The organism is Herbaspirillum hiltneri N3, assembly GCF_001267925.1.
Taxonomy (GTDB): Bacteria; Pseudomonadota; Gammaproteobacteria; order Burkholderiales; family Burkholderiaceae_D; genus Herbaspirillum; species Herbaspirillum hiltneri.
On record NZ_CP011409.1, the window covers coordinates 3604482 to 3626872 of the forward strand.

A 22391-nucleotide genomic window follows, 5' to 3' on the forward strand; every position below is an offset into this window, starting at 1 on the left:
CGATGTTCTGCACGGGTTTCAGCTTGTGCCGAGAGTACGGGCCAGAAACACGCGGACGGTTTCCGGCAGCTCGCGGTGGAACTGTTCGCGGTCGAAACCCGGCGGATCCTGGGACGGCGGAAAATTCGGCCGCTGCATGGCCTCGGGAAAAGGCGTCAGGAAAGAAAAATGCCCGGCGCCCGGCACTACAGAAAATTCCAGCGGCGTGCTTGCCGGCAGTTGCGACAAGACTTTCCGGATGCTCTGCACGGGCGTGATCGGATCATGTTCTCCCGCCAGCGCCAGCAAAGGTACATGCACGTCGTCCAGCGCGCCGGGCGCCATGAACCAGTCGGTAGCCGGCGCCAGCAACACGGCGGCACGGACGCGCGCATCCGCGACGACGGGCAGCGCAGCCCCCGACCGCGACCACGGATGCCCGCCGACCAGGGCCAGTGCGGTATAGCCGCCCATCGAATGGCCCAGCATGGCGATGCGATCCGCATCCGCCGCTGCCTGGAAAAAAGCGTCCGCGAGCACGGCGTCGAGTGCGCGCGATGTCTGGCCCGGACGCCCGATGGCGGCTGCATCGGTGTTCGACAGCTGGCGATCGTTGCGATTGTCGCCGGCGTGTTCCGGGCTGACGACGATGTAGCCGTTTGCGGCGAGGTGGCCGGCGATGCTACGGTACAGCAGATGCGATCCACCGCCTCCATGCGACACCACGCACACGGGAAACCGTCCCGGCGCAATCGGCGCATCCGGCGCGGCGTCGAAGACATAGGGACCGATGGTCGTCTGCACGGCTGCAGCCAACGTCGGGTATTGAACCACGCACGGCGCGCTTGCGCCGCGCTCGGGATCGGGATCGGGGATGTGCAGCGTGCGGATGCCTGAGTTCATGCCGTTGAATGTCTCCGTATTACTTTACAAGTGATCAAAACGAATTGTTCCGCATCATGAGACAGAAAGCACCGCACCGGCAAGTGCTACATCAGCATGGGCAGCTACACGGCCATGCTCGCAAGCGAACAGCCCATCACGCGCCGAACGTTTTCTTGCCGGGATGAAAAAACTCAAGTTGTCTTTGTTTGTTCTGATCGCAAGCAAAAAAAAGACCGGTCAACATAAACCGGTCTTTTAGTGCACGACGACAGCCAGGAATTAAAAATTCAACGCTGATATCTTGCTCAGTCCCTGCGCAATGTTTGCCTTCGCAGCGCCTTCATTTGCCAGGCGCAGACGCGTTATGCCGGCAAATGCATCGCTCACCGTTGCCGTGTGTTCCGACTTGATGGATTCCTGCCAGATGACGGCGCCGGTATCGGCGCGCTTCAGCGTCCATCCGGCTTCCATTTTGACCGTGAAGGAGAGGCCGAACGACGGCTGGTCAATATTGAAAATGCTGACCGTCAGCAACATGTCGCCGCCGCTGCCTTTCACAACGCTGGAAAAGGTTTTTGAATTGGTGATGGCGTCAGTGATCGCTTGTGCGAAAGCGTCGTTCGGGATTTGCGACTTTCCCAAGGCGCCGGTTTCTTTGCCGCCATCCACCGTCAGCGCTACCGACTGCGTGTGCTTGTTGGTGACCTGAAATTCGGTAGGCGTCATGCCCGCCGATGTGGAAGGAGTAGCGCAACCGCCCAGCACGGCCGATGCCAGCACCAATGCAGCAATAGCAAAAAGACGATTGGATAAAACAGATTTCAGCGAAAAGTTCATTGTGTTCCCCGTAAGTTATTTGGCGTTCTTGTAGATATTGGTCAGTACCTCATCCACCATTTCGGGCGGTGATTTTCTGGTCAAAGAGGTATGGAAGGAGTTTCCAACGGCGACAGGAAAATTATTGGTCGGCTGTCTGATGTTGATGGTCAACTCAAGCATGTACATGGTGATGTCCCAGAACCATTTGTCGATGTAGGTGACAACTCCATCGGCCTGGTAAGGCGGCGTCAATTCAGGGCCGGTCGTCACCGAATAGCCCTTCTTGACCAGAAAGTCCTTGATCAGCTGATCAACATCTTTTTCATCCTTGGGAGACTTCACAACATAGAAGGTCTTCATGGCCTCCAGGTTGCTGCCCGGCGTGACGCTTGCCGTCGCACGATTGACTGCGCATCCTGACAGCGATGACAGCACCGCCAGAAAGAGGGAGGTGAACAGGATTTTTTTAAACATGAATCAAGCATCCGTTTTTTGATTTGAGATCCGCAGGAAGCGGCCCCTATTTTTATCGCGGCTTATGTTTGTTTTATTGTTATGGCGTGCTTGTTCCCTCCCCCGATTTGTTTTCTTTTATTTCGCCTGTGTCCCTTATTGATTACAAGCGCTGCCGCGTGTGCGGTCTTGTTTCGACTTGTTCGGGATACTGCAACATTGCTTTTCATTATCGTTTTGAATGTTTGCATAGGTATCTGACAAAACACTGACCATTCTTTATTTGCCCGTCCGGAGAGCACCACCACATGAAGAAATCCGGCCCTTGGGCAAACTTTCACCAACAATCAGGCATTGACCGCGTGCACGGCTACTCCCCTGCGAACGCCGCCGGCTTGCGCGCCAGTTCGATGAACGCCTGCAAATAGTCGATCTCCAGATCACCTTCGCGGGCGCCGAGGAAAATCTGTTTGGCGATGCCGTTGGCGCCCAGGCGAATCGGCACGATATCGACCTTGCTGCCATACTCCTCCACCAACCAGCGCGGCAAGGCGGCTACGCCACGGCCGCTGGCGACCATCTGGATCATGATGTCGGTGGTCTCGATCGCCTTGTGGCGCTTGGGCGTCACGCCTGCCGGCATGAGGAATTGATTGTAGATATCGAGGCGGTCGGTAGCGACTGGATAGGTGATCAATATTTCATTGGTGAGCTGCTGCGGCTTGACGTATTTTGCTGTTGCCAGCGGATGATCGCGCGCGACCACCAGCACTTGCTCGTAGTCGAATACCGGCACGAACTTCAGGCCCGGTTTGTAGAGCGGATCCGGCGTGACCAGCAAATCGATTTCGTAGCCGAACAACGCACCGATGCCGCCGAACTGGAATTTCTGTTTGACGTCGACGTCAACGTCGGGATACGCCGCCAGATATGGCGACGCCACTTTCAGCAGCCATTGATAACACGGATGGCACTCCATCCCGATGCGCAATGCCCCGCGCTCACCCTGGGCGAACTGGCGCAGGCGTTCTTCGGCCTGGTTCAGCTGCGGCAGCACGCGGTTGGCGACGGCGAGCAGATATTCTCCCGCCTGCGTCAATCGCAAATTGCGCCCTTCGCGCAGCCAGATATCCGTCCCCAGCTGCTGCTCGAGCTTCTTCATGCTGTGACTCAGCGCCGACTGCGTCACGCAAAGAACATTGCCGGCGGCCGTCAGGGACCCCTGTTTTTCGACTTCCTGGACGACGGCGAGATGGATGCGCTCTAACATTATTCACCAGTTTCAAATGAGTAAAACTCATGGATTACTGAGTTAATACCATTATACTTCATGGAATTCGGCGTCTACCATCTGCTCATTCTTCACTTTTTGGAATTGACAGATCATGACCACGATCCACAACCTGGGTTTCCCCCGCATCGGCGCCAAGCGCGAACTGAAGTTCGCACTGGAGTCCTATTGGAAAGGCGAATCGTCGCGCGACGAACTGAAAAACCTGGGTGCACAACTGCGCCGGCGCCACTGGGATAACCAGGCCGGCCTCGATCTGGTTCCGGTCGGCGACTTCGCGTTCTACGATCAGATTCTGGACATGAGCTTCACGCTGGGCAACCTGCCGGAGCGTGTTCGTGATTTCCACGGCGATGCGCTGGACAACTATTTCCGCGTGGCGCGCGGCCGTTCGGCCCAAGGCGCTGAGGACCACGGCGCTTGCTGCGGCGGTGTTGCCGCCGGCGAGATGACCAAGTGGTTCGACACCAACTATCACTACATCGTCCCGGAATTCAACGCGACCACCGAATTCAGGCTGGACACCTCGCGTCTGCTGGAACAACTGGCGGAAGCCAGGGCGCAAGGCGTCAAGGCCAAGCCGGTCATCGTCGGCCCGGTCTCCTACCTGGCATTGGGCAAGGCCAAGGACGACTCGGACAAGCTGGCGCTGTTGCCGCGCCTGCTTCCGCTCTACGTGCAATTGCTGGAGGCGCTGGCCGCGCAAGGCGTGGAATGGGTGCAGATCGACGAACCGGTGCTGGTCACCGAACTCGACGCACCCTGGCAAGACGCCTTCAACACCGCCTACGCGGAACTGAAGAACGGCGGCGTCAAACTGCTGCTGGCGACCTATTTCGGCCAGTTGCTGGAAAACCGGAAGCTCGCCGCCGACCTCCCGGTCGCCGGCCTGCACATCGACGCCATCAACGGCCGCGACGACGTGCTGCCGTTGATCGATCTGCTGGGCGCCGACAAGGTGCTGTCGCTAGGCGTGATCAATGGCCGCAACATCTGGAAGACGGACCTGAACGCCGTGCTGGACTGGATCGAACCGCTGGCAAAACGCCTCGGCGAGCGCCTGTGGGTGGCGCCTTCGTGCTCGCTGCTGCACGTGCCGGTCGACCTCGACAGCGAACAGAAACTCGATGCCGAAATCAAATCCTGGCTGGCGTATGCGCAGCAAAAACTGGATGAACTGCGCCTGCTGGGCAAGGCCTTGCGCGAAGGCCGCGACGCGGTGAAAGCCGAACTCACCGCCAACCAGGCCGCCCTGTCCGCCCGCCGCGCATCGCCGCGCGTCAACAACCCGGCGGTGCAGGCTGCCGTCGCCGGTATCGACGCCAAACTGGGCCAGCGCGACAGTGCCTATCCGCAGCGCGCAAGCAAGCAGGCTGCCCTGCTCAAACTGCCGGCGTATCCGACCACTACGATTGGCTCGTTTCCCCAGACGGCGGAAATCCGCCATGCCCGCAGCGAATTCAAGGCGGGACGGCTTCATACCGCCGCCTACAAGACGGCCATGCAAGCTGAAATCGAACGCAGCGTCCGCGAGCAGGAAACCCTGGGCCTGGACGTGCTGGTCCACGGCGAAGCCGAGCGCAACGACATGGTCGAGTACTTCGGCGAACAACTGCAAGGCTATGCCTTCAGCCAGTTCGGCTGGGTGCAGTCCTACGGTTCGCGCTGCGTGAAGCCGCCTGTCCTGTTCGGCGACATCAGTCGTCCCCGCGCCATGACGGTCGAATGGATCACCTATGCGCAATCCCTGACGGCCAAACCCATGAAGGGCATGCTCACCGGTCCGGTGACGATCCTGAACTGGTCGTTCGTGCGTGACGACCAGCCGCGCTCGGTATCGTGCAAGCAGCTGGCGCTGGCCATCCGTGACGAAGTGCTGGACCTGGAAAAAGCCGGCGTACACGTCATCCAGATCGACGAAGCGGCTCTGCGCGAGGGCCTGCCGCTGCGTAAATCGCAGTGGCAAGAGTACCTGGACTGGGCGGTCGAATCCTTCCGCATCACCGCCAACGGCGTCGGCGACACCACGCAGATCCACACCCACATGTGCTATTCGGAGTTCAACGACATCATCGGCTCGATCGCCGACATGGATGCCGACGTGATCACGATCGAAACCTCGCGCTCGGACATGGAATTGCTGGACGCCTTCGACAACTTCAACTACCCGAACGAAATCGGTCCCGGCGTGTACGACATCCATTCGCCCAATATTCCGACCCGGGAGCATATCGTGCAGTTGATGAAGAAAGCAGCCGAGCGGGTTCCGGCGGAACGCCTGTGGGTCAATCCGGATTGCGGCCTGAAAACCCGCCAGTGGGCGGAAGTCTTGCCTGCGCTGAACAACATGGTGGCGGCCGCCAGGATGTTGCGCGCCGCCGCCTGACCGGCATGACCGTATGAACGCAACAAAGCCCGCTCTCAAGCGGGCTTTGTTGCGTTGACGCCTGCCACATCCGCAAAAGATAACTCAGCAAAAATCACGGCTGTGGACGTTGATCTCGCCCAGCAGGTGCGACAGGTCGACCAGCCGCTTTGCGACGAGATGCTTGACGCCGGCATGGGTCTGCCAGATACCGTAGACGCCCAGCAAGGAGGCGTTGAGGACTTCGTTGCGCTGCTTCTCGACCAGCGACGGCCAGATGATGACGTTGGTCGAACCGGTCTCGTCTTCGATGGTGATGAACAGCACCCCCTTGGCGGTGCCGGGACGCTGGCGCACCGTGACGATGCCGCAGCCGCGCGCGAACTGGCCGTCCTGGAAAGTCGCCATCACGTCATGCGGCAGGAACTTCTGCTTGCTCAGGATAGTGCGCAGCAAGGCCAGCGGATGGCGCCGCAGCGTCATGCCGGCGCTGCGGTAATCGGCAACGATGTCTTCGGCTTCCGACGGCGCCGCCAGTTGCAGCCGTTCTTCGCGGGACGGCGCAGTGCGCAGCAGGTCTTTGGCGGGCGCGGCGTCGAGCGCCTGCCACAAGGCTTCACGGCGGTGGCCGCTCAACGCCGCCAATGCATTGCCCGCAGCCAGCGCCTGCAGGTCGCGCTTGTGCAGGTTCGCGCGCCGCGCCAAGTCCTGCAAATCGCTGAAAGATTGTTCCAGGCGCGCGCGCTCGATGCGCAAGGACGGCTCCTCCTTGAGGCTCCCGATCAGCGACAGGCCCAGCCGCACTGCAGGTCGTTCGGCGCCGGTCTCTTCCAGCGTGCTTTCCCAATTGCTGCGTGTCACATCCGTCGGCAGCACGTGTACGCCATGACGGCGCGCATCCTGGATCAATTGCGACGGCGAGTAAAAACCCATGGGCTGGCTGTTGAGCAGCGAGCACAGGAAGGCTTCCGGCTCGTGGCATTTGATCCAGCTGCTGGCATACGCCAAAAGGGCAAAACTGGCGGCGTGGCTTTCGGGGAAACCGTAATCGCCGAAGCCCTGGATTTGGCGGAATATGGCATCGGCGAATTCTTGCGTGTAACCGCGTTCGAGCATGCCGTCGATCAGTTGCTTCTGGTATTTTTCCATTCCGCCCTTGCGCTTCCAAGCCGCCATCGCGCGCCGCAGGCCATCGGCCTCGCCCGGCGTGAAACCGGCCGCCAGCACGGCGATCTGCATCACCTGCTCCTGGAAAATCGGTACGCCGCGCGTGCGCTCCAGCGCCTCGCGGAGGATCGGATTGGGATAGATTTCCGGTTCATCTCCGTCTCGTCGTCGCAGGAAAGGATGCACCATGCCGCCCTGTATCGGCCCCGGCCGCACGATCGCCACCTGCACCACCAGGTCGTAGAAACGGCGTGGCTTCAGGCGCGGCAGCATGCTCATCTGGGCGCGGCTTTCGATCTGGAATACGCCGATGGTGTCGGCCTGGCAGATCATGTCGTAGGTGACCGGATCTTCACGGGGAATATCCGGCAGCTCGAACGGCACGCCGCGCCGTTTGCCGACCAGTTCCAGCGCGCGCCGCAAGGCCGACAGCATGCCCAGCGCCAGCACGTCGACCTTGAGCAGGCCGAGCGATTCGAGGTCGTCCTTGTCCCACTGGATCACCGAGCGGTCCGGCATGGCGGCGTTTTCTATCGGCACCAGCCGCGACAGCTTGTCGCGCGCAATCACGAAGCCGCCGCTGTGCTGCGACAGATGGCGCGGGAAGTTGATCAATTGCCGCGCCAGGATGGCCCACTGATGCGCAATCGGTGACTGCGGATCGAGACCGCATTCGGCGAAGCGTTCCAGCAGGTTGTCGCGGTGGTCGAACCATTGTTGCGACTTGGCTACCTTGTCGACGATGGACTCGTCCACGCCAAGCGCCTTGCCGACGTCGCGCAGCACGCCGCGCGGCCGATAGGTATGCACGGCGGCGGCGATGGCGGCGCGCATGCGGCCGTATTTGCGATAGATGTACTGGATCACTTCTTCACGTCGCTGGTGCTCGAAGTCGACGTCGATGTCGGGCGGCTCGCCGCGCTCCTTGCTGATGAAGCGTTCGAACAGCATGGTCGAACAGGTCGGATCGACTTCCGTCACGCCGAGGCAATAGCACACCACCGAATTGGCCGCCGAGCCGCGGCCCTGCCGCAGGATGCCGTTGTCTTTGGCGAAGCGCACGATGTCGTAGACCGTCAGGAAGTACGGCTCGTAGGCCATGTCGTTGATCAGCGTCAGCTCATGCTCGATCTGGCCGGAGACCGATTCCGGGATGCCGGCCGGATAGCGCAGGTGGGCGCCGAGATAAGCCTCCTGCCGTAAATAAGCGGCGGGCGTCTGCCCCTCGGGAACCAGTTCCTCGGGATATTCGTAGCGCAGTTCGTCCAGTTTGAAATGGCACAGGGAGGCGATGCGCAGGGTTTCTTCCAGCGCCGCCGCGGGAAAGATATTCGCCAGCCTCAGACGCGAACGCAGATGCTGTTCGGCGTTCGGGGCCAGGTCATAGCCGCAATCGCCGACCGCCTTTCCGAGCCGGATCGCAGTCAGCGTGTCCTGCAAGGGCTTGCGCGAACGCACGTGCATGTTGACCTGGCCGAGCGCGACCACCGGCAGGCCGCAGCGTCCGGCGGCCTCCTGGATCGCGCCGCGGTGCAGGTCGTCGAGCGGCCGGTACAGCTGGGTCAGGCCGAGCCAGGCGCGCTGCGGAAACGTGCGCGCCAGCCAGTCGGCCTGCTGCGCCAGCAAGGCGCCGTCGGCGGGATAATGCGGCGCCAGCACCAGCAGGCAATCGGGCAAGCCGCGCAGGTGGGCATGCGACTCCTGCGGCGAAGAGAAATCCTCTATGCCGATGCGGTAGCTACCCTTGTCGGCGCGCGTGCGGCCCAGTGTGATCAGTTCGGACAGGTTGCCGTAGCCTTCGCGGTTCTGCGCCAATGCAATGAGCGTAAGCGGCGGCTGTCCTGCTTCCCATTCGATCCGAAAACAGGAGCCGATGATCAGCTTCATGCCGGCGTTTTTGGCTTCCATATGCGCGCGCACCACGCCGGCCAGCGAACACTCGTCGGTCACCGCCAGCGCGGTGTAGCCGAGCTGCACCGCGCGCGCAGCGAGCTCTTCGGCGTGCGAGGCGCCTTCGAGGAAGCTGAAGTTGGACAGACAGAACAGTTCGGCGTAATCAGGAATTTTCGTCGGCGTCTCAAGCATGGCGCGCCTCCCTCAGCCGAACACGCCGTGCAGATACCAATGCGGTTCGACGCCGTCGACGTCGCCGATACGCTCGCGGTAGATCCAGTAATGGCAATGGTCGGCGCCTGCAGCGATGTAATAGTCGCGCGTGACCAGCAGGCCGTTCCACCAGCCGGCTTCGATGCGTTCGGGCGGCGATACCGGGCGCAGGCGCGAACCGTAATACGGCCGGTGCTGGCGCATGACCAGGGCTACCGGTTTTTCCAGCAGCCAGCCCGGACGCGGCGGCAGCGGGCGCGCCTCGAGCGGCGCAGCAGGTTCCATCACGGACACCCAGCGGTTGGCCTGCTCCGGCCGGTAGTCGGCCAGCGGCGACGGCTGCAGCACGTGTTCGGCGCCCAGCCGCGCCACCAGCAATTCGAGCAGGCGCTTGTAATCCTCCGGCGCACCGCCCGGCTCGGGAAACAGGCTCTCGCTGGCCGGCGCCATCGCTTCGGTGCGCGCAGCCTCGAGCACCACGGCGATGATGGGCGCACTGATCTCGAGTTGCGCCAGCCGCTCCTTGAGCAGGCGGACCAGGTGTGCATCCTGCCAGGCCGGTTCGGCCAGCGCGAGTTCGATCACGGTCGGCGCGACGGCCTGGCGGCCGCGTTCGTGTTCCAGCTGCACGCATACCTGCGTGACCGCCAGCTGGCGCGCTGTGAGCCAGCCGCACAGCTGCGCCAGCAAGGCTTGCACGGTGTGCTGCGCGGCGTCGGCATGTTCGATGCGCTCGGTGAGTTCGATGCGCTGGCGGAAGCTCGGCGGCGTCTCTATCCAGGCATGCAGTTCCGGTGCTTCGCCGTAGGCGCAATCGAGCGCATCCAGCATGCGGGTGTCGCCGCGCCGCTGCAAACCTGCGCGCGGCAGACGGCGCAAGTCGGCCAGGTTGCGGCAGCCGACGCCCTTCAGCCAATCAAGATACGGCAGCGTCGCCGGCAAAGCATCGACCGGCAAGCGATCAAGGCGGTGCTGCAGCCGCGGCGTACTCAAGGTGCGCGGATGACGATGGCCGGACAAATGGCGATGACGCGCCAGCAAGGCGGCGCCGGCTGCCGTCGGCGCGCAGCTGATGGCGGCGGTCAGGCCGAGCCGGCGCACGGTGCCGTGCACGCGCCGGCATAACGCGCGGATGCCGCCGAACAGGCGCAGGCTCGCGCCGATGTCGAGCACGATGGTGGCGTCGTCGCTGAAGGCGGCCTGCGGCGTGTATTGCAGCAGCGCGGTGGCGGCGCCGGACAGCGTCTGCGCTTCGCGCTCGATGGCGCGCTCGTGCATGTGGGCGCGCGGCAGCAAGGCCAGCACGCCGCCGCGGCGCATGCCGTAGTGCACGCCGGCGTCGCAGGCCGACTGCGACGCCGCCATGACGCGGGTGTGCTCCAGCACGACCGCGGCGGTCTCATCCGACCAGTTCGGATAAAACACTTCCAGCGGCAACAGGGGCAGGTGTACGGCGATCCACAGACGCATGATGCAAAAGATTCAGAGATGGCAGTGATACAAACAAGGGAGTGTCGCGCTGCGGACCGCGCCGCTTGACGAAACCGATATCGACGCCGCCCGCAGCGGCCATCAGCGACAGCCGCAACGGCGCCGGCGAGGCATCCTGGGCGCAGCTGAGCGGACGCAGCATGACGAACAAGGTATTGCCGCCCTGCGCCGCCAGATGCAGCCGGCGCACGCTCTCCTTGCGCAGATGGCGCTGCCAGAACAGCAGCACCGCGCAACTGTCAGACTTCAGGATCTGTTCGGCGGCCCAGGCGGCGTCGGCGCTGGTGGCGGCGCGCACCGACAGCAGGCGCTCGACGTCGACGCCGAGCTGGCGCCAGCCGATGGCTTGTGGCGCGTGCGGCGTCTGCACCAGCGCAATGCGGCGCGGCGCCAGCGCTTTCAAGGCGGGACCGAGCAAGCGCAATTCGCCCGCGCCCGGTTGCTGCAACAGCAAGTCGATCAGCGCCCCGACCGGCCAGCCGCGCCCCGGCAACTCCGCCGACAAGCCGGCAAAGCCGGTATCGATGCAGCGCGCGCCGCCCTGCGCCAACTGCGACGCGAGCCAGAGGGAGTTGTGGATGCTTTGGGGACTATCAATAATGTTAATGAAGGGCGAAGGCATAAGGCATTGAATACTGTGTTTATATACAGTATATTGCCAGCTCCGCTTAGTCAACCCGAGATGCGCGATTCCTCAAAAATCGGCGTTACCGAAAAGAAATGATGAGACCATCAAGGAGCAATCCAGGCGCCATGCCAGCCGTCGTCGCGGCGAAATACCGCGCGCCGGTGGCCATCGGGCGAGATGTCGAGGTACTCGAGCCGGTCCAGCACGACACGGACCACGCAAAAATTCGCATAGCCGTCGCCATCACCATCATCATCGCCCCGTGCGTCGACATGGCCCGCTTCGGGCGTGCCGAGCGGCGTCCCCGGCGCAAACGGCGTGCGGTACAGAATCAGTGTATGCTGCCGCGCGGCGTTCCAGACGGCGCGCCGTTCGGCCTCATCGGCACAGATCTGCGCACGGCCTTCGAGCCGGATCTGCAGCAAGTTGCCGAGGTCGAGTCCGGTCAGGGCAATGCGCGGATCGGCGCGCAACTGAGCGACCTTGGCCGAGCGCACGTCGGTGTGGAAAGAGATTGCGCCGCCCGTCTGGTCCGCATCGCGCAGCACCACGGTACGCACCTGCGGCATGCCGGCGGCCTCGCCGATGCCATTGGTCGCGGCTTGCCACATTGTCAACGGCGAACGTTGCGGACCGGCGCCGGTGGCGAGCGCTTTCCAAATCGCGGCGTGGATGTCGTTCAGTGCAGTCATGTGCGGTTCTTGCCTTCCATCAGGGAGCTACGCATTGTAATCGTGTCATGCTTGTTGCGGCATGCATACGTGGCGTCTCATGGCGCTGCGAAATATTTCTCGTCTCGGCTACAATATTTTCCCTCATGATCCGTCTTCATCCTGCCCATCGCTACCCGACCCGGGTTCCGGCCCCACGCTCCCACCGTGGCTGCCGTCGATTTGCCGATTGAACCCCGCTCACGCGCCGGTCGACCGGCACATGCAATATGGCGGCGCATACACGCCCGCCCCATCAAGAAAGAAAAGAACATGACTCCTGCAACCCCTGCAACTCCTGCTGCTCCTTTACAGTTTTCCCCTTACCAAAAATTCGTCGTCGGCGTGCTGGCCTTCCTGCAATTCGCCGTGATCCTCGACTTCATGCTGATGTCGCCGCTGGGCGCGCTGATCATGCCGGACATGCAGATCACGCCGCAGCAATTCGGCCTCGTGGTGTCCGCCTATGCCTTCAGCGCCGGCGCCTCCGGACTGCTCACTGCCGGCTTCGCCGACCGCTTCGACCGCAAGAAACTGCTGCTGTTTTTCTATACCGGCTTCATCATCGGCACGCTGTGGTGCGGCCTGGCGCAGACCTTTGAAAGCCTGCTGATCGCGCGCATCGTCACCGGCCTGTTCGGCGGCGTGATCGGTTCCATCGTGCTGGCGATCTCGACCGACCTGTTCCCGCTGCAAATGCGCGGCCGCGTGATGGGCATGATCCAGACCGCGTTCGCGGCGAGCCAGGTGCTCGGCATTCCGATCGGCCTGTATCTGTCGAGCCGCTGGAACTGGCACATCCCCTTCATCGCCATGGCCGGCATGGGCCTGGTCGGCGGCCTCATCGTGTTCTGGAAATTGCAGCCGGTGGCCGAGCATCTCAAGCTCAAGCAGGAACACACCGCGTGGATGCATCTGTTCCACACCGTGACCGAGCCGCGCTACCTGATCGCCTTTGCCACGACGGCCTTGCTGATGACCGGCGGCTTCATGCTGATGCCGTTCAGCAGCGCCTACCTGGTGGCCAACCTCGGTATCGACATCGCGCATCTGCCCACCGTGTACCTGATCACCGGCCTGTGCACCATCGTGTTCGGCCCGCTGATCGGCCGCGCCGCCGACCGCGTCGGCAAGTTTCGCGTATTCCTGTTCGGCACCTGCCTGTCGATGATCATGGTGCTGGTCTACACCCACCTCGGCCGCATCACCATGCCGGTGATCATCGTGGTGAACGTGGTGCTGTTCCTCGGGATTTTCTCGCGCATGATCCCGTTCCAGGCGCTGGTGTCGTCGGTGCCGGCACCGACCCAGCGCGGCTCCTTCAACGCCATCAGCGCGTCCATCCAGCAACTGTCGGGCGGCATCGCCTCGCTCATCGCCGGGCACATCGTGTCGTTCGGCGTGGACGGCAAGCTGCAGCATTTCGATACCGTGGGCTACATCATCGTCGGCACTTCGCTGGTAGCACTGATGCTGGTATGGCGGCTCAACCGCAACATCATGAGCCGGGCGGCGGCAACGGCAGCGACGGCGGCATAGCGTGAATGGCGAACATGGCGGCGCAGATAAAGCGGCACACGCAAATCGCATGCGCTACCATTGACGCCACGTTCCACTCCGCACACACCGACGCATGACATCGAAAGCCGCACCGCCATCTGCCGACGCGCCGCTCCGGCGCCCCGCCCTGCGGCTGGCCGAGGCCGTCCATGACAAGCTGCGCGACGACATCTTCGCGTTCCGCCTCTTGCCCGGCGACCGTTTCGCCGAGAACGACGTCGCCGAGCGGCTGCAAGTCTCGCGCACGCCGGTGCGCGAAGCGCTGATGCGGCTGCAAAGCGAAGGCCTGGTGCGCGGCTACTTCCGCAACGGCTGGGAGGTGGTGCCGATCGATTTCTCTCGCTTTGCCGCGCTCTACGACTTGCGCGAGATGATCGAACTGCATGCGGTGCGGCGCATCTGCACGGCCGCCGCCGGCCCCGCGCGCGCCGCCTTGCTGGAACAAGCCGACGCCGTCTGGCGCGTAACACCGGCCGAACGCCTGAGCGACGGCCTCGCGGTGGCTGCGCTCGACGAACGCTTCCATCTGGCGCTGGTGACCGCCGCCGGCAATCCGGAAACCGACGCCGTCTATCGCCAGGTCACCGACCACATCCGCATCATGCGCCGCCTCGACTTCGCCTACGGCGACTGCATCGGCGACACCTACGACGAACACATCGCCATCCTCGACGCCATCGCCGCCGGCGACGCCGTACGCGCCGGCGCGCTGGCCGAACGGCATATCCAGGACAGCCACGCAGTCGTCCAGCAAATCACCATCGACCGGCTGGAACAAGTCCGCACCGAGATGGCCCAACACCCCTCGCCGGCACCCGCACGGCGCAAACGCTTCGGCTGAAGCACGCATTTAGTGCGGCTTACTGGGCGCTGAAAGTCACGCCCAGCCGGCACTTCCGACCGATCATCTCCCGCTTTTATCCTGCCACCGCCGTATTTCTCCGGCATGCGCAGCGCTCTTTCATCGCTCTGGAGCAATGCATGCCCAATGGCACGTTTCCTGCATTCGTTTTGCCTTTGAAATTTATGCATACATAAATTGACAACGGCCTGCAAAGCGCCATTTTCCGGCCATCCCCGCCGTTCCCACTTATTCCAGGAGAAAAACATGAGCACCCTGACCAATACCTCAGCGCCTCTCGGCGCGACAGGATTGCTGCAGAATCGCTGGTTCCAGCTGTTGATCAGCCTGATTTGCATGATGGCGATTTCCAGCCCGCAGTACGTCTGGACGCTCTTCACCAAGCCGCTCTCGGCCAAGCTTGGCGTGCCCCTGTCGGAGCTGCAGATCACGTTCTCGATGCTGATCGTCCTGCAGACTTTCTTCTCGCCGTTCCAGGGCGGTCTGATCGAACGCTTCGGCGCGCGCCGGCTGATCTCGATCGGCACGCTGATGTCAGGCCTGAGCTGGGTGCTCGCCTCGCAAGCCTCGAGCATCGGCATGCTGTACCTGAGCTACGGGCTGGTCGGAGGACTCGGCACCGGCATCGTGTATGTCGGCGTGGTCGGCCAGATGGTGCGCTGGTTCCCCGATCGCCGCGGCTTCGCGGTCGGCATGGTGGCCGCCGGTTACGGCATGGGCGCAATCCTGACCACCTTCCCGATTTCGTCGGCGCTGGCCGGCCAGGGACTGGAAAGCACGCTGTGGCAGTTCGGCCTGATCTTCGCCGTGATCGGCGTGATCGCTTCGCAAGCATTGCGTTCGCCCGACCCGATGACCGCACTGCCGGCAACCCGCGTCGCGCAGTCCACCGGCAACGATCTCACGCCACGCCAGATGCTGCGCACGCCGCTGTTCTGGCTGATGTTCTGCATGATGACCATGATGTCCACCTCGGGCCTGATGATGACCTCGCAAATGGCCAGCTTCGCACGCGACTTCGGCGTCGCCAGCGTGATGGTGTTCGGCCTCGCCGCCCTGCCGCTGGCGCTGACCATCGACCGCCTGACCAATGGCTTGACGCGCCCGTTCTTCGGCTGGGTATCGGATCACTTCGGCCGTGAAAACACCATGTTCTTCGCCTTCGCACTGGAAGGCGTCGCCATGGCGCTGTGGCTGATGACGCGCGATAACGGGGTCTTGTTCGTGCTGTTGTCGGGCGTGGTGTTCTTCGGCTGGGGCGAGATCTTTTCACTGTTCCCGTCGACGCTGACTGATACCTTCGGCACGCGCAACGCGACGGCCAACTACGGCTGGCTGTATATCTCGCAAGGGATTGGATCGATTCTGGGCGGGCCGCTGGCGGCACTGATGCATGAGAAGACCGGCAGCTGGCATCCGGTGTTCGGGACGGCTATTACGTTGGATATTCTGGCTGCGGTGTTGGCGTTAGTGGTGTTGAAGCCTTGGCGCAAACGTTATCTGGCGCAAGCGAGATAAGCCTGTTTCCCGACCAGAGAAGATGCTCCTTTGCATCCGTGTCCGGAGGATTCCGATACTTGATCGGCCGGACCGGATGCAAGGAGTTGCCGGAACTCGACGGCCGCGCATGCGACTCTTCATTCCATATTTTCAGGTACGTCAGCATCCCTGGCTGATGTCAATCCCAGCTCAGCCAGTATCTCCTGCGTATGCACGCCGTGTTCAGGCGCAGGATATCTGACGAGGCAAGGCGATGCCGACAATTTGACCGGAAAGCCGACCATCCTCACGGCGCCACGTCCCGGATGCTCCACCTCCAGCACCATTTGCTGATGCAGTATCTGCGGATCGCTCAATGCCTCGCCGACGTTCTGCACTTTGCCGCAGGGAACACCGCCCTCGTTCAGGCGCTGAATCCAGCTGGCCTGGGTGTCGGTGCTGAATCGCTCATCGAGCAAGAGATTCAATTCCCGCCGATTCAACATTCTTAGCTTGTTCGTATTGAAACGCGCGTCCGACATCAGATGCCCGAGATCCAACAAGCCCAACAGGCGCCGCAAGATGTCGTCCGTGCTCGGCGCGACGGCGATTTCGCCGTCACTGGTATTGAACAAACCATATGGCGAAGTGATGGGATGATCGTTGCCGGTGCGCACCGGCAGTTCCCCGGTGGCGAGATAGTCGGACGTCAGGTACGCGAACATGCTGAGCATGCCGTTCATCATGGCTGAATCCACATGCTGTCCCCTCCCGCTCTGGTCACGCGCACGCAGTGCGTTGACTACGCCATAGGCGGCGTACAAGCCGGCGACCAGATCGGTGATCGGCGGGCCGCAGCGCAACGGCGGCTGATCTTCGGCCCCGTTGGTGCTCATGAAACCACTCATTGCCTGGATCACGAAATCGAATGCCGGCCGCTCCGCATAGGGTCCGCTGGAGCCATAGCCGGTGATGCTGGCGACCACCAGCCGGGGATTGATCTGTTTCAGGCGCTCCTCGCCGAAACCCATTTCCGCCAGTACGCCGGGACGAAAGTTCTCCACCAGCACGTCGGCGCTTTGCAGCAACTTCAGCAGCACTTCCTTGCCTGCGTCGGAGCGCAAGTCCAGTGCCATTGAACGCTTGTTACGATTGAACGAGGCGAAATACCAGCTGAACCCATTGACGCCGGCACCGGCTTTGCGGATCGGATCGCCTTCTGCCGGGCCTTCGATCTTGATGACATCCGCGCCCATGTCGCCCAACAGCATCGTGCAGAACGGGCCGGAAAGAATACGCGTGAGATCGACCACCCGGATGCCGGAAAGAGGTTGTTGCATCGTTGATCTCCTAGCCTGCCGCTGTCGGTACGGCGCTGCTCGGATGCAGCTTGAGCCGCTCGCCCGCCCGCATCACCTGGCCCGGCAACGGCTTTTCCAGCGCCTGTTCCATCATGAGTGCGACGTCAATGGATTTGCGCAGGTCAACGCCGGTCTCATAGCCGCTTTCGGCGAGCAGGTAGACCAGGTCTTCGGTGCAGATGTTGCCGGTCGCACCGGCCGCAAAGGGACAGCCACCGAGGCCGCCGACCGAGGAATCGAAACGGCGTATCCCCTCTTCCAGCCCGACCACGACATTGGCGAGGCCGACGCCGCGCGTATTGTGCAAATGCAGGCTGATCTTGAGCTGAGGGAATTGGTCCTGCAGCATGCGCACGGTGGACCGCACGTTGTTGGGCGTGGCCATGCCGGTGGTATCGCCCAGCGTCAAATGATCAATGCCGAGCGCGACGTAGGCGCGTACGATGCGCAACATGTTGACGGTTTCGATTTCCCCTTCGAACGGACATCCGAACGCCGTCGCCACCGCGCCGACCGCACCGATGCCGGCCTGCTGCAAGGTTTCCATGATGGGAGCGAAGCCGTCGATGCTGTCCTGGATGCGGCGGTTCAGATTCTTGAAGTTGTGCGTTTCGGAGGCCGAGCAGAACAGCACTGCGGCATCGAGGCCGGTCGCAGCGGCACGCTCTGCGCCCTTGACGTTGGGCACCAGCGCCATCAGGCAAGTGTCGGCGCGGCGCTTGACACCCGCCATCACTTCAACCGCATCCGCCAGTTGCGGCACGGCCTTCGGCGAGACGAACGAAGTCACTTCGAACTGGCGCAAGCCGCTATCGATCATGGCGTTGATGATCTCGATCTTCTTGGCCGCAGGGATGATCTTCGCCTCGATCTGCAAACCGTCACGCGTACCGACTTCGATGATGTCGACCCAATTGTCCGGTTTGCCGGAGGACGTTGCGGAAGGGTTTTTCATGGTCTTTCCTTTACTCAAGATTCATTCAAAAAACGATTGCAATCAGGGTGTGCCGCTCATTTGACCAACAGCGCCGGCAACCACGTCACCAGATGCGGAAACACGGAGATCAGGAACAGCACGGCCAACGACCATCCGAGAAACGGCAAAGTCTCGACCGCCACCGACCAGATGCGCACCTTGCCGATGGCCGAGGTGATCAGAATCAGCAACCCCACCGGCGGATGCAGCATGCCGATCATCAGATTGACGATCACTACCGTGGCGAAATGGATCGGGTCGATGCCCAGCGCAGCCTGGATCGGCAACAGCGTAGGCACGAACATCACCAGCGCAGGCAGCGGTTCAAACACCATGCCCACCAGCAGCAACATGACATTGACCACCAGCAGGACCACCAGCGGATCCTTGGAAATACCCAGCACGGCGTGGGCGATCGCGGTCGCGATGTGCGCCTCGCTCATCAGCCAGGAAAATGGCCCCGCCGCTGCCAGCAGGAACATGATCACCGCCGACGTCTTGCCGGCCGAGAAAAACACCTTGGCCAGATCGCGGAAACGCAGGTCGCGGTAGATCAGCACGCCCACCACGATGGCGTAGATGCAGATCGCGCCACCGGCTTCGGTTTCAGTAATCCAGCCGGAACGAATGCCTACAATCACCAACAGCGGCACCATCAGCGCCCAGATGGCGATGCGCGTACTGCGCGCCTGTTCACGCCATTGCACGCGGGGCTTGGCCAGGTAGTGATGGCGCTTGGCGGTGTAAGAACAGATGGTCACAAAACCGCCGAATAACATCATGGCCGGCACGATGCCGCCGAGGAACAGCTTGGCGACGGAAATGTTCGCGATGACGGCGTAGACCACCATCGGGATCGATGGCGGCAGGATCGGCCCCAGTAAAGCGCCGGCGGCGATGACTGCGGCGGCGTAGCCCGGTTTGTAGCCTTCCTTTTTCATGGCCGGGATCAGCATCGCTCCGGTCGCGGTAGCGTCGGCCACGGCGGAACCGGAGATGCCGGCCATGACCAGATTGGTGGTCATCGCCACTTGCGACAGGCTGCCACGGAAATGGCCGACCATGGCGGTGGCCCATTCCACCAGCCGGCGCGTAAGACCACCCTGGTTCATGATCTCGCCGGCCAGTACGAACAGCGGCACCGCTACCAGTGCTGCGCTGTCGACGTTCGACATCAGCGTCATCGGCGCCATCACCGGATCGACTGGACTGCCGGCATGGAAAAACATCCCTGCCAGCGCCGCGACGATCATCGAATAGCCGACGTCGAGTCCGATCATCAGCAGCAGGAAGAACATCAATACGCTAATGATGATGATCATCGTCGTCCTCCTTGGGAGCAAAACGGAAGCGGCCGCCGGTGCAACGGTCGGCCAGGCGCAGCAGCAGAAACACGATCATCAGGCCCATACCGCTGAGCAAGGCGGTATACATCATCTCGTAAGTCATCGACGTGCCCATGATGACCTGAAAGCCGCCCACTTCCAGCAAAGGCAAGCCGACTATCAGGATGATGACCGACACCGCCAGCATCGCGAGGTCGAGAACAATCGCTATCGCATTGCAGAAACGCGGCGGAGCAAAATGGCTCAACAGTTCGATGCGAATGTTGACGCGATCGCGCACGCCTGCGGCGATGCCGATGAAAGTCAGCCACATCAGGCCGACACGGGCATACTGGTCATAGGCATCGAAGGTCGACTTGACGACGTAGCGATCGATCACCTGGCCCACGGTGAATATCAGCACCGCCGCCAGCGCCGTCACCAGGACCACGCGCGTAGCCATGTCCAGCACTCTGACCGGCAGTGGCGCGGTTAGCCTGTCATTGCGATCGCGGCGCGTCGCTTCCTCCCGCTCATCTCCATCGCGCATCCTGATCGGCTGCTTGATCATGACCGCCTCCAGTGGATCGGTAATGTTCATGATCAGTCGCCCTGTTCTTTGTGGACACGATCGACCAGACCGGCCGGCCACAGCTTGCCGTCCTGGCTCTTTTCCACGCCGGCGAATGCCGCACGGAACGCGGCCTTGTCGGGTACCACGTAAGTGACGCCGGCAGCCTTGAGGGTGTCGATGCTTTCCTTTTCAAACTTCTTGGTCAGATCGGTGGTCACCGCGCCGGCTTCCTGCGCGGCTTTTTTGAACATGGCCTTGTCGGCTTCGGAGAGCGTCTTCCACAGCCGCTCTGAAACGAAGAAGCCGACGATCTCATAGACGTGATCGGTGGCCGACCAGAACTTCGCGGTCTCGTGATACTTGGCTGGAATGGACAGGTCGAAACCGTTGTCCTGGCCGTCGATCATGCCGCGCGATAGCGCACTGTAGATCTCCATCATGCCCATCGGCGTCACCTGCACGCCGATGCGCTCGAACGACGCTTTCAGGATAGGAATGGTGGGAATCCGCAACCGCATGCCGCGCAGGTCTTCCGGCTTGCGGATCGGTCCCTTGGTGGTCTGGAGGGCCCGCGCAGAGCGCTGACCCCACGCGCCGAACACGCGCACGCCCGAAGAGCCCGCGACCTTTTCGTAGATGCCGTTGAATTCGGCGTTGTTCAGTATCTTTTCCGCCCACTCGCCGTTCTTGAACAGGTAAGGAACGTAAATGATGTTGAGCGGTTCGCCGCCGCGCACGAAGCTGATCGACGACAAGCCGAAGTAACCCATGTCCACGGTCCCGACCTGCATGGCCGACAGCAATTGAGGAATGTCGCCGAGCTGGCCGTCGGTATAGAGGCTGACTGAATAGCGCCCTTTGCTTTCCTTGTCGACGAGTTCCTTGAAGTGCTGCAACGCTTTATGCCAGGGGCTGTTGGTGATGGCAATGGTCGCCATCTTGATGGTCCTCGGCTGAGTTTGCGCCTCGGCCCGGCCGCTCAGGCCGGACAGCGCCGCTACCCCGATGAGGGCTGCAAATAAGCCTACGAACAATTTGTTTCGCATTTTCGTCTCCTTGCTGGTCTGTAGTCCCGCTTATGGAATGCGGGTGGGGAAAACCTTGCGTCGCTGCCTGTACCGGCCGCTGGCGCAAGTGGTGTTCAGAACTCCCAGTGCACCGGCGCCGCGCCGGCGACCGGCGAGCGGAAACTGGCCACGCGCGAGCCGAACAGCGAAGCCAGATAAACGGTTTTCAGATCAGGGCCGCCAAAGCAGATGCCGGACAGATTGCCCATCTTGCGCTGGCCACCGGAATCCAGATGTTTGCGCGTGTAGGTGCCGTTCTGAAAAGCCTGCTCCACCTCATCCAGCCAGACCCGGTCAACGTCTTCAAGCACCGTATGCTGCTTGCCGTCGGGCGTGGCGCGAATGACCCGATTGCTGACCACGCTGACAATCCAGATGCCGCCCTCTTCATCAAAAGTGAATCCATCCGGGAAGGTGCCGGCGCCGTACTGGGCGAAGACTTCCTTGCGTCCGAGGCTGCCATCGTCACGGATCGGAAAACGGCTGGTGCAGCGCGCAATGGTTTCGTTGACATACAGCCACTTGCCGCTCGGGTCGACGATTGCCTCGTTGGTAAAGCCGATGCCTTCGGCGACCACCCGTGCGCCACGGTCGTCGATCACAACGATGTAGCCGTCGGCATGTCCCTTCTTCATCGATTGCTCGCGCGGCACCAGCCGAGTGCTGACGGTGACCCAGGTCCGCCCCAGACGATCAATACCGACGAAGTTGGTCGGCTCCAGTTTGCGACCGTTCAACTCCAGCAACAGCGGCGACATTTCACCGGTGCGCGACATGTGCCAGACGCCGCCGCCCGGACCGAGGTCGGCCATCAGGAAGTCCCTGTTCGGAAGCAAGGCGATGCCATTGGGCAAGAATCCTTCCGGCGCACCGCGCGCCATCGTGCGGTCGGTGGCGCCGTCGGGATGGATGATGTTGATGCCGCCGCGGCGGTCCGGCAAAAACAGATCGCCGGATCTGGTGGCAAGTATGCATTCTCCGCGTTCGATATCGTTTCCGATGAATTCGACGTCGTCTGGCGTCAAGGTCAGCATGGGGACTCCTCACAGTGAAATTGTCTCGAAATAATGTGTGATTGGCAGTGCAGCATTTCGCCACCCGCCGCTCTTTTTGGATTTCACAGCCGGCTGTCGGGACAGCGGGCATGGAGGGATTTTGTGGCTTGCCCTTCGGAGCAACAAGCAATCATTCAGAAATCCCCCCCTCTCGAAACGAGATGGCTGGGAAACGGAAACGACGAGTTGCGAACCGGATGGCGAGGGAGAGAGACGACCTGGGGAAAGCCGCCAGTGG

General features: G+C 61.9%; 18 protein-coding genes. 4 read left to right on the top strand and 14 right to left on the bottom strand.

The genetic code is table 11. The annotated features are described in order from the left end of the window. Positions 1-18: 18 nt before the first annotated feature. The 4 genes from F506_RS16460 to F506_RS16475 all read right to left on the bottom strand — a co-directional run bounded on the left by F506_RS16460 (position 19) and on the right by F506_RS16475 (position 3406). Positions 19-882 carry an alpha/beta hydrolase family protein gene (locus tag F506_RS16460; RefSeq protein ID WP_053199196.1) on the bottom strand — a complete coding sequence of 288 codons (864 nt, stop codon included), beginning with the start codon at positions 880-882 and terminating at the stop codon, positions 19-21. A gap of 261 nt (positions 883-1143) precedes the next feature. Continuing rightward, positions 1144-1701, bottom strand: coding sequence for a hypothetical protein (locus tag F506_RS16465; protein WP_144424074.1), 558 nt, complete (start codon positions 1699-1701; stop codon positions 1144-1146). Positions 1702-1716: 15 nt separating this feature from the next. Then, a complete protein-coding gene (locus F506_RS16470) occupies positions 1717-2157 on the bottom strand; it encodes a hypothetical protein (protein ID WP_053199200.1) in 441 nt (146 codons plus the stop codon). A gap of 349 nt (positions 2158-2506) precedes the next feature. Next, complete coding sequence (locus F506_RS16475; RefSeq protein WP_053199201.1) at positions 2507-3406, bottom strand: LysR family transcriptional regulator; 900 nt, start codon at positions 3404-3406, stop codon at positions 2507-2509. Between the two features lie 115 nt (positions 3407-3521). On the opposite strand from F506_RS16475, the gene metE reads away from it, so the two are divergent. After that, a complete protein-coding gene (metE, locus tag F506_RS16480) occupies positions 3522-5813 on the top strand; it encodes a 5-methyltetrahydropteroyltriglutamate--homocysteine S-methyltransferase (RefSeq protein WP_053199203.1) in 2292 nt (763 codons plus the stop codon). 84 nt (positions 5814-5897) lie between these two features. Here metE and F506_RS16485 read toward each other — a convergent pair whose 3' ends face one another. From F506_RS16485 to F506_RS16500, 4 genes are all read right to left on the bottom strand, one after another. After that, on the bottom strand, positions 5898-9044 hold the full coding sequence (locus F506_RS16485; protein WP_053199205.1) for an error-prone DNA polymerase: 3147 nt from the start codon (positions 9042-9044) through the stop codon (positions 5898-5900). A gap of 12 nt (positions 9045-9056) precedes the next feature. Further along, on the bottom strand, positions 9057-10535 hold the full coding sequence (locus F506_RS16490; protein WP_053199206.1) for a Y-family DNA polymerase: 1479 nt from the start codon (positions 10533-10535) through the stop codon (positions 9057-9059). Next, positions 10465-11178 carry a translesion DNA synthesis-associated protein ImuA gene (gene imuA / locus F506_RS16495; RefSeq protein ID WP_053199209.1) on the bottom strand — a complete coding sequence of 238 codons (714 nt, stop codon included), beginning with the start codon at positions 11176-11178 and terminating at the stop codon, positions 10465-10467. Before imuA ends, F506_RS16490 begins: the two co-directional genes overlap by 71 nt. A gap of 110 nt (positions 11179-11288) precedes the next feature. Beyond that, positions 11289-11876 carry a pyridoxamine 5'-phosphate oxidase family protein gene (locus tag F506_RS16500; protein ID WP_053199211.1) on the bottom strand — a complete coding sequence of 196 codons (588 nt, stop codon included), beginning with the start codon at positions 11874-11876 and terminating at the stop codon, positions 11289-11291. 291 nt (positions 11877-12167) lie between these two features. Between F506_RS16500 and F506_RS16505 the strand changes: the two genes are divergently transcribed. The 3 genes from F506_RS16505 to oxlT all read left to right on the top strand — a co-directional run bounded on the left by F506_RS16505 (position 12168) and on the right by oxlT (position 15834). Next, positions 12168-13433, top strand: a complete 1266-nt coding sequence (locus tag F506_RS16505) for an MFS transporter (protein ID WP_053199213.1) — start codon at positions 12168-12170, stop codon at positions 13431-13433. A 94-nt stretch (positions 13434-13527) separates the two neighbouring features. Beyond that, positions 13528-14295 (top strand): GntR family transcriptional regulator, encoded by a 768-nt coding sequence (locus tag F506_RS16510; RefSeq protein ID WP_053199215.1) that lies wholly within the window; start codon positions 13528-13530, stop codon positions 14293-14295. Positions 14296-14562: 267 nt separating this feature from the next. Next, complete coding sequence (gene oxlT, locus F506_RS16515) at positions 14563-15834, top strand: oxalate/formate MFS antiporter (RefSeq protein ID WP_053199217.1); 1272 nt, start codon at positions 14563-14565, stop codon at positions 15832-15834. 119 nt (positions 15835-15953) lie between these two features. On the opposite strand, the gene F506_RS16520 is transcribed toward oxlT, so the two are convergent. The 6 genes from F506_RS16520 to F506_RS16545 all read right to left on the bottom strand — a co-directional run bounded on the left by F506_RS16520 (position 15954) and on the right by F506_RS16545 (position 22132). After that, on the bottom strand, positions 15954-17135 hold the full coding sequence (locus F506_RS16520; RefSeq protein WP_053199218.1) for a CaiB/BaiF CoA transferase family protein: 1182 nt from the start codon (positions 17133-17135) through the stop codon (positions 15954-15956). A gap of 10 nt (positions 17136-17145) precedes the next feature. Continuing rightward, positions 17146-18111: a hydroxymethylglutaryl-CoA lyase gene (locus F506_RS16525; protein ID WP_053199220.1), complete on the bottom strand. Its 966-nt coding sequence runs from the start codon at positions 18109-18111 to the stop codon at positions 17146-17148. A 56-nt stretch (positions 18112-18167) separates the two neighbouring features. Continuing rightward, positions 18168-19454, bottom strand: a complete 1287-nt coding sequence (locus F506_RS16530; protein ID WP_053199223.1) for a TRAP transporter large permease — start codon at positions 19452-19454, stop codon at positions 18168-18170. Beyond that, the gene (locus F506_RS16535; protein WP_053199225.1) at positions 19438-20058 is read right to left on the bottom strand and encodes a TRAP transporter small permease; all 621 of its coding nucleotides are present in this window, start codon (positions 20056-20058) and stop codon (positions 19438-19440) included. The genes F506_RS16530 and F506_RS16535 overlap by 17 nt, the downstream gene beginning before the upstream one ends. Positions 20059-20060: 2 nt before the next feature. Next, the gene (locus F506_RS16540) at positions 20061-21077 is read right to left on the bottom strand and encodes a TRAP transporter substrate-binding protein (protein WP_053199228.1); all 1017 of its coding nucleotides are present in this window, start codon (positions 21075-21077) and stop codon (positions 20061-20063) included. Between the two features lie 95 nt (positions 21078-21172). After that, a complete protein-coding gene (locus F506_RS16545; RefSeq protein WP_053199230.1) occupies positions 21173-22132 on the bottom strand; it encodes an SMP-30/gluconolactonase/LRE family protein in 960 nt (319 codons plus the stop codon). Positions 22133-22391 lie beyond the last annotated feature (259 nt).